General features: G+C 69.0%; 12 protein-coding genes. 4 read left to right on the forward strand and 8 right to left on the reverse strand.

Features of this window, described 5'->3' with window-relative positions; all coding sequences use genetic code 11:
* Positions 1-72: 72 nt before the first annotated feature.
* Both ACFSL2_RS03120 and ACFSL2_RS03125 read right to left on the reverse strand, forming a co-directional pair.
* Positions 73-417 (reverse strand): VOC family protein, encoded by a 345-nt coding sequence (locus ACFSL2_RS03120; RefSeq protein WP_377196432.1) that lies wholly within the window; start codon positions 415-417, stop codon positions 73-75.
* Between the two features lie 249 nt (positions 418-666).
* On the reverse strand, positions 667-1,266 hold the full coding sequence (locus ACFSL2_RS03125) for an SDR family oxidoreductase (RefSeq protein WP_377196433.1): 600 nt from the start codon (positions 1,264-1,266) through the stop codon (positions 667-669).
* A 32-nt stretch (positions 1,267-1,298) separates the two neighbouring features.
* Between ACFSL2_RS03125 and ACFSL2_RS03130 the strand changes: the two genes are divergently transcribed.
* Complete coding sequence (locus tag ACFSL2_RS03130; RefSeq protein ID WP_377196434.1) at positions 1,299-1,715, forward strand: hypothetical protein; 417 nt, start codon at positions 1,299-1,301, stop codon at positions 1,713-1,715.
* Between the two features lie 34 nt (positions 1,716-1,749).
* Here the strand turns inward: ACFSL2_RS03130 and ACFSL2_RS03135 are convergent, their stop codons facing one another.
* From ACFSL2_RS03135 to ACFSL2_RS03160, 6 genes are all read right to left on the reverse strand, one after another.
* The gene (locus ACFSL2_RS03135; RefSeq protein WP_377196435.1) at positions 1,750-2,280 is read right to left on the reverse strand and encodes a GNAT family N-acetyltransferase; all 531 of its coding nucleotides are present in this window, start codon (positions 2,278-2,280) and stop codon (positions 1,750-1,752) included.
* A gap of 6 nt (positions 2,281-2,286) precedes the next feature.
* Positions 2,287-2,745 carry a VOC family protein gene (locus ACFSL2_RS03140; protein ID WP_377196436.1) on the reverse strand — a complete coding sequence of 153 codons (459 nt, stop codon included), beginning with the start codon at positions 2,743-2,745 and terminating at the stop codon, positions 2,287-2,289.
* A gap of 56 nt (positions 2,746-2,801) precedes the next feature.
* On the reverse strand, positions 2,802-3,371 hold the full coding sequence (locus ACFSL2_RS03145; protein WP_377196437.1) for an RraA family protein: 570 nt from the start codon (positions 3,369-3,371) through the stop codon (positions 2,802-2,804).
* Between the two features lie 398 nt (positions 3,372-3,769).
* Positions 3,770-5,956 (reverse strand): alpha-galactosidase, encoded by a 2,187-nt coding sequence (locus tag ACFSL2_RS03150; protein WP_377196438.1) that lies wholly within the window; start codon positions 5,954-5,956, stop codon positions 3,770-3,772.
* Entirely contained in the window at positions 5,953-7,995 is a 2,043-nt protein-coding gene (locus ACFSL2_RS03155; RefSeq protein ID WP_377196439.1) for a beta-galactosidase, read from the reverse strand. Before ACFSL2_RS03155 ends, ACFSL2_RS03150 begins: the two co-directional genes overlap by 4 nt.
* A gap of 111 nt (positions 7,996-8,106) precedes the next feature.
* Entirely contained in the window at positions 8,107-9,267 is a 1,161-nt protein-coding gene (locus tag ACFSL2_RS03160) for an ROK family protein (RefSeq protein WP_377196440.1), read from the reverse strand.
* 174 nt (positions 9,268-9,441) lie between these two features.
* On the opposite strand from ACFSL2_RS03160, the gene ACFSL2_RS03165 reads away from it, so the two are divergent.
* The 3 genes from ACFSL2_RS03165 to ACFSL2_RS03175 are packed head-to-tail and all read left to right on the forward strand — an operon-like array spanning position 9,442 to position 12,582.
* A complete protein-coding gene (locus ACFSL2_RS03165; RefSeq protein ID WP_377196441.1) occupies positions 9,442-10,725 on the forward strand; it encodes an ABC transporter substrate-binding protein in 1,284 nt (427 codons plus the stop codon).
* A 13-nt stretch (positions 10,726-10,738) separates the two neighbouring features.
* Positions 10,739-11,674 (forward strand): carbohydrate ABC transporter permease, encoded by a 936-nt coding sequence (locus ACFSL2_RS03170; RefSeq protein WP_377196442.1) that lies wholly within the window; start codon positions 10,739-10,741, stop codon positions 11,672-11,674.
* On the forward strand, positions 11,671-12,582 hold the full coding sequence (locus ACFSL2_RS03175; RefSeq protein ID WP_377196443.1) for a carbohydrate ABC transporter permease: 912 nt from the start codon (positions 11,671-11,673) through the stop codon (positions 12,580-12,582). The genes ACFSL2_RS03170 and ACFSL2_RS03175 overlap by 4 nt, the downstream gene beginning before the upstream one ends.
* The last annotated feature ends 43 nt before the right edge of the window (positions 12,583-12,625 follow it).

Genomic DNA, 12,625 nt, shown 5'->3' on the forward strand with positions numbered 1-12,625 from the left:
GACGCGGCGTCCTGCTGTCGGGCACACCACCCCTCGACGCTAGCTAGACGAGAAGGCTTCCGCAGGGCAGGCTCACGTGTGCATGCCGACGTTGATCACACGGCCGCCTGAATCCCTGTAGAAGAAGCGAGTCACGCCCCAGGGCTCCTCAGTAAGAGGATGGACGATCTCTGCGCCTGCCCGGTTCGCTCGGCGCAGCGCCTCGTGCACATCGTCGACGAAGATCGAGACGTCCGGGTTCACAGGGGCAGAAGCATCACGTGTCATGACGTTCAGTTGGTGCCCCTCACCATCGCCTAAGGTCACAATCCACCCGTGATCCATGAGGACGGACCACCCGAGAACGGTGCGGTGCTCCTCCACCGCCGTCTCGATGGTTTCAACGGTCAAGTTCGCGACGATTCGTTCAACTCGCACGCCCCCATTACACAATGGACGCGACCCACGCCGCCTGAACTTGCTAAGAGCCCTGTTCGGCGTGCGAGTCGGTAGAACTCCAGGTTGGTGATGATGTTGACGTAGGCGGTGTCGGCCAGGTTCCCCCGTACCCGTGGAACTCGGCGGCCCGGGAGATCAGTGAGGAACTCCTGCCGTTCCTGCGCACGGTCATGGAAGGGCCGTCGGCCGAGCACCCGACAACCCGCTCTGGCGCAGCCGTCCCGTGGCTCATCGCCCGCCGCGGGGGCGCAGCCGGCTGATGACCGTCCACGCGATCATGCGTGCCATCCGCAGCGGCCCGTACCGCACGCCAGACACGAACGGGGCTTCGCCTCGGAGGGTCGTCTCGGCACCGCCGTCCACGAAGAGGATCTGACCGGTGGTGAACGCGGCGTCCGGTGAGAGCAACCAGGTGATCGCCGCGGCGACCGGCTCGACCGGGCCAGGCATCCCGAGGGGCTGCGGCAAGGCGTCCTGAAGCACCCGCAGGTTCGCCCCGTCGGCGAGCATCGTCCTGCGGGCGGTCTCGGTCTCGACGATGCCCGGCGCGACGGCGTTGAGGAGGATGCCGGCGCCGGCCCAGTCGTCCCGCCCGGCGTTGCGCCCGTTCGGACTGCCCGCGACGAGTGCTACGCCGTCTATACGTGCCGGTGCAAGGCCGCGGACTTGGTCGACGGCGGAGGCGCGGCCCGCGGGAGTCGTGAGGTCGGCGCGGACGTCGGCCGTCTCCGTGATGCCGCAGCGGATGGCGCGGGCGCCATCCCTCTCGAGTCGACCGGCGACGGCGGCACCGATCCCCGAGTCGGCGCCGGGTATCGCGCGCCGCACGTTCTTCCTCCACTTCCCGTCAAAGTGAGGACGTGCTCTTCCACTACCTGGAGGACCACATCGGCCGTGCCGCGCGGGCGCTCGAGAACGTGCCACCCGGGGCCGACGCCAGCCTGGGCGTACAGGCTGTGATGGCTGTGCTCGTCGAGCTCTTCGAGGATCCGAGTGCCGGCACGGATGAGCTCGCGGACCTCCGTGCCGAGCTCATCACCGCGTCACGCGGCCTGCCTGCTTCACTCGTCCTTCGGTTGCAGAGAGCGCAGTCCGATCTGATCGACGCTCTCCGCGAGCGGTTCCCGGACCCGGCCGGCTGGCCGCTGATGTCCGCGCACCTCGGAGCGTGCATGGGTGCTACGGTCGCAGCGGCGCTCGCCGTCGAGCGGCCCGAGACGCGGGCCGACGCGATCCGGGACGCCGTGGACCGCGCGAGCGCAGGCTTCGCGGTGTGATACGCCGGGGGAGCGAAGCGGCAGGGTCCTGCGCTCAACCAGATACGTCGCCGGGTCGGATCCGGTAGACCTGCAGCCGCAGGTCGTAGTACTTGGTGGTCTCGCCGACCCATTCCATGCCGAGCCGTTTCGCCATGGCGATAGCGCGCGTGTTGTTCGGCCGGGTCACGGCGAAGAGTTCCTCAACGGATTGGGTGAACGCCCACGTGATCAACCCACGAGCTGCTTCCGTGGCGTAGCCGTTCCCCCACGCGTCGGGACGTAGTTGCCAGCTCACCTCGAGATCGACCTCGTAGGGCGGCAGCAGCCGGATCGCAAGTCCCCCGATCACGGTCTCGTCGTCGATACGTTGCACTGCCCACCGTCCCTGTGGCGGTGTCAGCTTGGGCTGGGCCTCCTGCCAGGCGTGCAGCATCGCCCGCATTGCGGGTTGGTCGGGCACCTGTCCCATGGCGGGAGCGAGCCAGCGGGTGACCTCTGGCGTCCCGTACACGGCGTGCGCCGCGACGTCGTCGTCGACGCTCCAGCCACGCAGCAGGAGCCGGTCGGTGGTGAGTGTGTCCATCGCGGGTCAGCCCGGCTGCTGGGCCGGCGGGTCGGCGAAGATGCCGTCGAGCATGCCGGTGGCCTGTCCGACCTCGATCAGGTATCCGTCGGGGTCGCGCAGGTAGCAGCGCACCTCGGCCTTGCGGTCCAAGGGCTCGGTGAGGAACTCGGCTCCCTTGGCGGTCGCATCGGCATGAAACGCGGCGATGTCGGCGACTCGGACGTTGAGAAAGCTGGAGACGGGGCCGCCAGGCTCGGGCGGGGCCAGGCTGACGTCGGGCTTGTCCGGGGTGGGCCCGCCGCCGGGGTTCATGATGATCCAGCCATTGGCGATCTTCACGATGCCCGGGTTCTCCTCCAGCACGACCTCGCCGCCGAAGATGTCCACATAGAAGGCACGGGAACGGGCGACGTCGCGCACGGTCAGGAAGTGGGTCAGCACAAGCCCCTCGACTGGGGCCGGCATGTCGCTGCGGGCAGCCATTCGCCTCTCCTCTTTCTTGATTCGCCTTCTTGATATGCCGCGAGCATCTGGTGTCTTCAGATGTCGCCTTGGGTGATCGTCGTGGGGTCTTCGTCCCGGATCTGGGTCAAGAACTTGGTGTCCTCGGCCTCGACCCGGTGCGCTTCGTCGAGTACTTGGTCCAGGCTGGCCGCTGGGATCACGACCGCACCGGAGGCGTCGGCGAAGACGTAGTCTCCCGGGGTCAGGCAGACGCCGCCGATCTCGACCGCGACGTTGGCCGCGAACGGCATCACCGCGTCCCCGCCCCAACGGGTCGCCTCGCCGCGGCACCAGGTGGCGAACCGGTAGCCGCGTAGCTGGTCGAAGTCCCGCAGCCGACCGTCGGCGAGGACCCCGGCAAGACCATGGTGGTCGAGCCGGGACAGTTTGGTGCCGCCGCCGTGCCCGGCGGCGATGTCGTGATCGACCGCCCGGACATGCTCGACGTGTGCACCGTGGGCACGCATGATGCGGCTGCTGAGCCGTACCAGTCCGTCTGTGTTACTCGGTTCGGGTGACGGCTTCAAGGTCGCGTTGATGAACAGCGCACGCAACTCGTCGAACCGAGGCCCCTCAGTCTCATCGACCGGGTTTGCGGGGGTCACTGTGGTGTCCATCCGCGCGCGGGATGGAGCATGGACGCGGCGTCGCGAGGTCTCCGGTCTTCCCGGTGGTCCATGGCATCCTCCTCGCGTGACCCGGGTGGAGCTCTGCGACCAACGCTAGGTGCACATGCACCATTCGGCCACCTGCCGACGAGGCCCCTGGATGCACGGGGGATCGAGATCCGAGGACATGCCGAGGCCCTGATGGGGCAGGGCTCCACGCGCGGCGGTATGACGGGGGATGTCATCCGCATCAGGCCACGACGCATCCTGTCGTGGGGTCTGAACGGTCCGGGCGCAAAGGCTCGCAACGTCTCCTGACCAAGGACACCGTGAAGAACTTCGCAGGGGAGAAGTGGTGAGTCAGCGAGTTGCCCGCGTTGTCGTGGCCGGGTCGGTCACATCTCGTCAAGACCGATCCCATCGAGCGTTATCACGAGGCTGTGCGCCGGGTGAAGGAGCGGAGGGCGCAGCCCCACTGCTTCGAGCGCCGAGCCCGTCGTTTCCACGGGGCCGTCCCCAACGGCGAGCAGCGGGGGAACGCCCCGAGGGAGCGCTGCAATAGACGGGACCGTCACGCGGTACCGCTGGTCAGCAGCCAGGCCAGGGATACGGAGCAGCGCCGGCAGTGCACGTCCGGCGCTGTCGGAACGAGCCAGGCCCACCACCGCGTTGCTCCCGTCTCGGGCGACGACGACCGTCGCGCTGGTGCCGGCGTCGCCGGTCGGCGGATGGTGCACGTCTCCCGAGTGCAGCAGGGGTCGAAGTTGCTTGTACGCCGCTATGCCGCCTCGCAGCTGATGCAGTTCCTCCGGTGTGCAGGTCGTGATGTCCCACTCGATGCCGAAGTGGCCGAACATCGCCACGGCGATCCGGAAGCCGAGCCCTGTCGCGCGCTTGGTGGTGTGGGCAACGGGCGGTCCGACGTGGGTGCCGATGAGCTCGGGCGGTAGGAGCAGTTCCGTCCAGCGCTGGATCGCGAGGCGTTCGACAGGGTCGTTCGTATCGGAAGCCCACACACGATCGGTGTGCTCGAGGATGCCGAGGTCCACCCGTGCGCCGCCCGAGGCGCACGACTCGATCTCCAGGCCGGGATGGCGGGCCTTGAGCGTCGCCAGCAGCCGGTAGACAGCTTCGGTGTGGCGGTGCACGTTCGCTCGCCCAGCGCTGACGGCCTCGATGAGGTCGCGGTTCTGGTCCCACTTGATGTAGTCGAGGCGGTATTCGGTCACGAGCGCCGAGATGGCCGCCAGAAGGTGGTCGAACACTTCCGGCCGCGACACGTCGAGCACGAACTGGTTGCGCCAGGTCCGCACCTCGTTCTCGATCGGCTGCAGCAGCCAGTCGGGATGCTCACGTGCGAGTTCCGAGTCGAGGTTGACCATCTCGGGCTCGAACCATAGCCCGAACTCCATGCCCTGCCCACGTACGAAGTCGACGAGCGGATGCAGGCCCTGCGGCCAGACCTGCGGGTCCACGCGCCAGTCGCCGAGGCTCGTCGTGTCATCCCGCCGGCCGAGGAACCAGCCGTCGTCGAGCACGAACCGTTCCACGCCGATGTCCGCCGCGATGCGGGCGAGCCGCTGGAGCTTGTCCAGGTCGTGGTCGAAGTACACGGCCTCCCAGGTGTTGAGCGTGACCGGCCGGGGACGCCGCGGGTGCTGCGGCCGGTTGCGTACGAACCGGTGGAAACGGTGTCCGATGCCGTCGAGGCCCTCGTCGCTCCACACGAACATCGCGGCGGGGGTGCGGAACGAGCCGCCCGGCTCGACGGTGATCTCGCCCGGGCGCATGAGTGCCCCGGCGCCCAGTACTGTGCGGCTCTCGGGCAGTGCGTCGATGCGGTAGACCGAATCGCCGCTCCATGCCAGGTGCACCGCCCACAGCTCACCCCGCGTGTCGCTGAACCCCTCGGTCCCGGCAGCCAGCACCAGCGGCGAGTCGTGTCCGGTACGTCCGCGGCGCGACTCGCGTGCGTGACTGCCCTGGGTGAGCGGACGGCGCTGCGGCGCACGTTCGCGCGTCCAGCGTCCGGAGAAGTCGAGCACCTCCGTGGCGAGGTCGCCGACGGGCATCGTCGCCTCGAGAATGGCGAGGTCGACCGGCTCGCCACTCGTGTTGTACAGCTCGTGCTCGACCTTGAGTACTCCCGACGTGTCGAGGGTGAGCTCGATGACGAGGCTCAGCCCCTCCGCCTGAGCCTCGACGCGCAGGTGACGCTCGTCGCTGTTCACGGCGGTGCGGTGCCAGCGCGGCAGGACGGCCCGGCGCCCGACATGACCGGCTAGACCAGGGCGTCCTTCCCAGCCGTCGTGCTCGCCCGGCAGCAGCGTGAGCGGCCAGGTCTCGTCGAGCGCGCTCGGTGACGGCGGGCGCGCCACCATCCGGAGCAGGTGCCGCGCGCCGGCCGCGTCGAGCGGGCCGATGTCGCGTCCCCAGTGCACCACCTCGGGCAGGCCGTGCTCGGGCAGTGCGACCACCACACCGACACCGGCGGCGCGCAGCACGGACACGAGGGGTTCGGTGGCGGCCGGGGTGATCGAGTCGTTGACGGCGTCGGTCCGGTCGGTGGCTTCGAGGGTCATCCGGCCGTCCCCTCGCGGAGCACGACGACGGCGCCGGCGGGGACCACCGCAGCACTGTCGAACGAGGCGTCGTCGAGCAGCGACCGCCCCGACACGTTGACGGTTTCGTCGTCGTTGGAGTGGTTGATGAGGAACAGCACGTCACCGTCCGGCGTCCGCCGTCGGACCGCCTCGATCGCCGGGCTCGCCTCAACCGCGCGCGGGAGGTCGAGTTCCGCGATGAGTCGGTCGGCGATGCGTGCGGCCGAGTCGAGCGGCAGTGGTGCTGATATGTACCAGGCGGTGCCGTCGCCGACGGCGTTGCGCGTGACCGCGGCACGTCCGACGGAGTCACCGTCGGCATAGGTGATGACGGACTCAGCCCCGTGCAGGTTGGTGTCCTCACTCCAGTCGGTCACCTCTGCACCGTCGGACAGGCGGACCGTCTCGTAGATCTGCAGCGGACGGAACTCCTCGGTGGTGACGCCGAGCAGGTCGCGGAACGCGCCGGGATAGCCGCCGCCGCGCACTCGGCCGGTCTCGTCCAGGACGCCGGAGAGGTAGCCGACCAGCGCGGTGCCGCCTCCGCGCACGAACTCGTCGACGCGCGCCGCCTGAGCGTCGGAGACGATCATCAGGGTGGGTAGCACTACGAGGTCGTAGCCGTCGAGGTCGGCGTCGACCGGGAGCACGTCGACCAGGACCTGCCGCTGCCAGAACACCCGGTGCCACAGCCGGGCCTCGCGCGAGTACTGCAGCGCGCGGTGCGGCTTGAGGCCCTGCCGCAGCGCCCACGCCGACTCCTCGTCGACCAGGAGCGCGACCTTCGCGGGCTCCACCGGGCAGCCCGCGATGACCCGCAGCCGCCGCAGCGCGTCGCCAAGCTGCACGATCTCCCGCCACACCCGGCTCTCTGTCCCCGCGTGGGGCAGCATCGCGGAGTGGAACTGCTCGGTTCCCGCGGTCGAGGCCCGCCACTGGAAGAACATGGCGCCGTCCGACCCGCGCGCCACGTGGGTGAGCGCGTTGCGGACGATCTCGCCGGGTGCCTTTGCGCGGTTGCGCACCTGCCAGCTCGGCGCTCCCGTCGAGTGCTCCATCAGCAGCCACGGCGAGCGGGCGTCTGTCAGTCCGCGCATCCGGTCCGCCGCGAACGCAAGGTCCTGCTCGCGCACCGGGTCGTCCACGATCGTGTAGTGGTCATTCGCAACGACGTCGACGTGCTTGGCCCAGTCGGAGTAGTCGACGACGTGGCCACCGGAGCCCACCATGAAGTTGGTGGTGACGGGCACGTCGCCGTGCTCGCGGAGCACCTCTGCCTCGGCGAGGTAGTGTTCCAGCAGCTCGTCGGAGGAGAACCGCTCGAAGGCGAGGGAAAGCCCCGGGTTCGCCTTGTGCTTCTCGCCGCGCGGCGGCTCGATGTGGTCGATGTCGGCGAACGTGTGGCCCCAGAAAGCGGTGCCCCAAGCGGCGTTGACTGCCTCGACCGTGCCGTACTCGACGCGCAGCCAGTCGCGGAACCGGGCCGCCGACACGTCGCAGTAGCAGCGCCCGTTGCCGCCGCCGAGCTCGTTGCTCACGTGCCAGAGCCGCACCGCGGGGTGGTCGCTGTAGCGCTCCGCGAGGGCCCTGGTGATCCGCAGCGCGTGCTCACGGAACACCGGTGAGCTCGCGCACCAGCCGAGCCGCCCACCGGGCTGCTCTCGCCCGCCGTGGGCGTCCACCGGCAGGATCTCCGGATGCGCGTGCAGCAGCCAGCCTGGCGGCGCCGCGGTCGGGGTGGCGAGGTCGATGGCTATCCCGGCGTCGTGCAGCAGGCCGATGATCTCGTCGAACCAGCCCCAGTCGTACTCGCCCTCGCGCGGCTCGAGCAGCCCCCACGAGAAGACGCCGAGCGTCACGATGTTGACCCCCGCCTCACGCATGAGCCGCACGTCCTCGCGCCACACATCGGGCGACCACTGCTCGGGGTTGTAGTCGCCGCCATAGCTCAGGCCGTCGGTCGGCCACGCGGTCAGGGTGCGGCGGGTGGAGGGGCGTTCGGATGCACGGCGGGCCACGGGGCATCTCCTTCGATGTCGGGGAGGAGGCGGTCGCGCTCCAGGTCCCACCCTTGTCGAACACGTTGCTGTTTGTCAACGCGTGGAACAAACGAGACGATGGGCGCCTGCTCAGAACCGAAGCATCGTGCGGATGCCCAGGACGGCCCCGCTGCGGGCCCACTCGTCGAACTGGAACGGTTGGACGTCGAGGGTCGGCGCGGGGGTGCCGGGAGCGAGAGCCTGCCGGACCGTCGAGTGCACCTCGTCTCCGGCCAGCTCCATGACCACGAGCCCGTCGCCGGCGAGCACGATCTTCTCGGGGTCGAGAGCGTTCGCCACCGTGCCGATGAGTGTGCCGAGCGCGCGCCCGGCGTCGGTGAAGGCGCGCAGGGCACCGCCGTGACCGTCGCGCGCGAGCTCTACGATTCCGGCGAAGTCGAGACCGGCTATCCGCAGGGCATTGACGATCGCTTGGTTTGGCAGCAGTGCGCTCACGCAGCCCCGGTGCCCCGAACCGCAGATCGGTCCCGCGGAGTCGACCGGCAGATGGTCCAGCCGGCCTGCCCGGCCATGGTGGCCAGTGACCAGTCGGTTGTCCACGACGAAGCCGAAGCCCACGCCTGCACCGATCGTGATGAGCGCCAGTGAGCTGCAGCCCACCCCTGCGCCGAACCAGTGCTCGGTCGCGGTGAGTGCGCGCACGTCGTTCTCTGCGCTCGTCGGGATGCCTAGCTTCGCAGTCAGTCTCTCGGCGAGATGGACGTCGTCCCAGCCCAGGAACTGGGAGACCTTGACGACCTGGCGGCCGTCGATCACGGTGACGTCGCCCGCGAGGGTCACGCCGGCCGCGGCGATCGTGTCGTAGGTCGCGGCGAACCGCGTGTAGATGGCGGCGACCTGGTCGATCACCGCGCCCGGCTCCCGCGAGCCGATGGCCTCCTCATGGGTCGCAACGATGTGTGCGCCGAGATCGGTCACGACGGCAAACACGGTGTCTCCGGTGAGTTTCACCCCGAGGAAGTGCCGGGCCGCCGGCTGCACCACGAGCAGCTCGCTCGGCCGGCCCGTGACTCCGCGCAGCTCGACGTCGCCCTCCGTGACGAGCCCGTGCTCCATCAGGGCACGGGTGACACGAGTAAGGCTTGCACGGGAGACGCCGAGCCGCCGGGCGATCTCGGCGCGGGGAAGCGGACCGTGGACGAGCAGCTCGCGCAGCACCCCGCGCTCGGCGTCGCCGAGCACGGGCCAGGTGGCCCCGCCGACCGGTGCCGTTGACTGGCTCTGTGACATCCCGTACCTCGTCTCCTGAGCTCGGATCGTAACCGCCTCCGGGGCAGGGCGAGCCGTTCCACCCTGCCCTGAACACCATCTTTGTTTCAGTAGTTGACAAAGCATAGTCGCACCGTCAGACTCTGGTCCAGTTGGCGGTCGATCGCCGGCGAGTACCGATCAAGGGAGATCTCGATGCGAATCCGCCCCCTCGTGGCGTTTGCGGCCACGGCAGCCAGTGTTGCGGTCCTGAGCGGCTGCGGCGCCGCAGGCTCCGAAGGCCCCGTCACCCTCGAGTACTGGGCGTGGCCGGCCGGCAGCCAGGCGGTCGTCGACCAGTGGAACGAGGCCAACCCAGACATCCAGGTGAAGCTCACCGACGCGGGCGGTGGAGACGAGTCCAGCGCCAAGCTGCTCACGGCGTCTCGCGCCGGCAACGCCCCCGACCTCGCGCTCGTCGAGTACACGACTCTGCCGTCGCTGATCGTCGCCGACGTGCCGCTCGACATCACGGACCACGTCGGGGACGTGCAGGACGCCTTTACCGAGGGCACCTGGGCGCAGACCACCTTCGACGGCGCCGTGTTCGGCGTACCGCAGGACGTGGGCCCGATGGCGTTCGTCTACCGACAGGACCGGTTCGAGGAGCTCGGCATCCCGGTGCCCACCACGTGGCAAGAGTTCCGTTCGGCGGCGGTCGCAGTCAAGGAGGCGGACCCGGACGCCGTCATCACGAGCCTGCCGCCCACGGAGTTCGGCTTCTTTGCGGGCGTGGCTACCCAGGCGGGCGGCGAGTGGTGGTCGGTGGACGGCGACCAGTGGTCCGTCGGCATCGCCGACGAGGCGTCGCTCGAGGTGGCTGACTACTTCGAGCAGCTCGCCGCCGACGGACTCATCCAGACGCAGCCGCTGCTGACCCCCGAGTACAACGCAATGGTCAACGAGGGCACGATGCTCTCGTGGCCGTCGGCCGTGTGGGCGCCGAACGTGATCGAGTCCGTCGCGCCCGATACCGCAGGCAACTGGGGGATGGCCCCGCTGCCGCAGTGGACGCCGGGCGACGCTGCCGTTGCCTACCAGGGTGGCTCTGCCGTCGTCGTGACGAAGGACAGCGAGCACCCCGAGGCCGCGGCCGAGTTCGCCAGCTGGCTCAACGCCACAGAGGAGGGCAACACCCTGCTGCTGGACGAGCAGAGCCTCTACCCAGCCTCCAGCCTGGGGCAGGAGATGGCGGAGAGCAACGACCCGCCGAGCCTCATGCCGCAGCAGAGCGACTTCTACTCGCTCGCGGCGGAGATCTCCGCCGAGACCGTACCGGTGACCTGGGGACCCAACGTCAACCTCGCCAAGTCGGTGTTCGAGGACGAGCTCGGCAAAGCCGTCCGCAACGGCACCCCGTGGCGCGATGCGTTCGTGGCCACGCAGGAGGCGGTTGTCGCCGACATGACAGAGACCGGCTTCACGGTCAGTGACGGCTGAGGGAACTGCACCAATGGCTACCACTGTCCAGCCCTCGCCCTTGGCCATACGCCGCCCCCGGAGGGGGCAGATCGCGCCCTACCTGTTCACCGCCCCAGCGGTGATCCTTTATATCGCGTTCATGCTCATCCCGGTCGGCTACGCCGTCTGGCTGAGCCTGCGCGCCTACCGCATCGAGGGCGCACTCCTGGGCCGCAAGGAGGACGTGTTCGTCGGCCTCGAGAACTACGCCGCGGTGCTGACCAACCCCGAGTTTGCCGCCGGGTTCGGCCGGCTGGCGATCTACGGCGTGATCGCGGTACCCCTCACGCTCGGCCTGGCACTGCTGTTCGCGCTCGTGCTGGACACGCCGGCCGCGCGGCTCAAGCGGTTCGGCCGCACGGCGATCTTCATCCCCTACGCGGTGCCCGGCGTCGTCGCGGCACTGCTGTGGGGCTTCATGTACTTGCCGAGCACCAGCCCGTTCTCGTACGTCACGCGGGCGCTCGGCCTGGGTACTGTTCCGTTCCTCGAGGGTCCGGGGCTGTTCGGCGCACTGGCGAACATCGCCATCTGGGGTGGCGTCGGGTTCAACATGATCATCATCTACACGTCGCTGCGGAGTATCCCGAGCGAGATCTACGAGTCGGCCCGCCTCGACGGTGCCAGCGAGACTCAGATCGCGTTCCGCATCAAAGTGCCGCTCGTGGTGCCCGCCCTCGTGCTCACCGGTGTGTTCTCCCTCATCGGCACGCTGCAGCTGTACAGCGAGCCTGCGACCCTGCAGCCGATGACGAGCGAGATCACGAACACCTGGGTGCCGCTGATGGCCATCTACCGCGACGCATTCGGGACCGACGACCTGCCCCAGGCGGCGGCCGCGTCCACGGTGCTCGCCGTCGGGACGGTACTGGTCTCGGTAATCATCCTGCGGATCGTCAACCGCAAGCGCATGGGAGGCGAACGATGACCACCACCACAGCCCGCCCGGGCCCCGCGCCGACCACCGGGCGGCGTCCGCCCGAGCGCACCCGGACCGTCACCCGGCGGGGTTCCTGGGGCGTGCTGCCGACGCTCGTGCTCCTCGTCGGCGCGATCTACTGCCTCGTCCCGGTGGCCTGGGTGTACGTGGCCGCGACCAAGACGCGCGGCGAACTGTTCACCACGTTCACCTTCACACCGGGCACCGGGCTGGGGGAGAACCTCACCGCGCTGTTCACCTACGAGGGCGGGCAGTACCTCATGTGGGGCCTCAACTCGCTGATCTACTCAGGCGTGGGCTCGCTGCTCTCGGTCCTCGTCTCGACCATGGCCGGGTACGGCCTGGCAAAGTACGAGTTCCGCGGCCGTTCGTTCCTCTTTCTGTCGATCCTCGCCGGTGTCCTGATTCCCGGCATCGTGCTCGCAGTGCCGCAGTACCTCCTGCTGTCGCAGATCGGGCTGGTCGGGACCCACTGGTCGGTACTTCTGCCGAGCATCATCAGCCCCTTCGGCATCTATCTCTCGCGCGTGTATGCGCTGTCCGCGGTACCGCAGGAAACTCTTGAGGCGGCGCGCATCGACGGCGCGGGGGAGTGGCGCATCTTCCAGACGATCGTGCTGCCGCTCATGGTGCCCGGCATGGTGACCGTGTTCCTGCTGCAGTTCATCGGCACCTGGAACAACTTCCTGCTGCCCTACATCATGCTGTCGGACCAGGAGAAGTACCCGCTCACCGTCGGCCTGTTCACCCTGCTCGCGAAGGGGTCGAGCTCTCCCGCGCTCTACTCCGTGGCGATCACCGGCGCCGCGGTCTCGATCATCCCGCTGCTCGCACTCGTCCTGTTCTTGCAACGCTACTGGCGCCTCGACCTCGTGTCGGGCGGGCTCAAGGGATAGGCGCTGGGCTCCGAGGCGCTCCAGCGCGTGGGCATCACCACCG

The organism is Promicromonospora aerolata, assembly GCF_042682255.1.
Taxonomy (GTDB): domain Bacteria; phylum Actinomycetota; class Actinomycetes; order Actinomycetales; family Cellulomonadaceae; genus Promicromonospora; species Promicromonospora aerolata.

What these genes read in the sequence shown, in the direction of transcription:
- ACFSL2_RS03135 (WP_377196435.1), bottom strand. Translation starts at nt 2,280, where the DNA reads ATGGACACACTCACCACCGACCGGCTCCTGCTGCGTGGCTGGAGCGTC.
- ACFSL2_RS03140 (WP_377196436.1), bottom strand. Translation starts at nt 2,745, where the DNA reads ATGGCTGCCCGCAGCGACATGCCGGCCCCAGTCGAGGGGCTTGTGCTG.
- ACFSL2_RS03150 (WP_377196438.1), bottom strand. Translation starts at nt 5,956, where the DNA reads ATGACCCTCGAAGCCACCGACCGGACCGACGCCGTCAACGACTCGATC.
- ACFSL2_RS03160 (WP_377196440.1), bottom strand. Translation starts at nt 9,267, where the DNA reads ATGTCACAGAGCCAGTCAACGGCACCGGTCGGCGGGGCCACCTGGCCC.
- ACFSL2_RS03165 (WP_377196441.1), top strand. Translation starts at nt 9,442, where the DNA reads ATGCGAATCCGCCCCCTCGTGGCGTTTGCGGCCACGGCAGCCAGTGTT.
- ACFSL2_RS03170 (WP_377196442.1), top strand. Translation starts at nt 10,739, where the DNA reads ATGGCTACCACTGTCCAGCCCTCGCCCTTGGCCATACGCCGCCCCCGG.
- ACFSL2_RS03175 (WP_377196443.1), top strand. Translation starts at nt 11,671, where the DNA reads ATGACCACCACCACAGCCCGCCCGGGCCCCGCGCCGACCACCGGGCGG.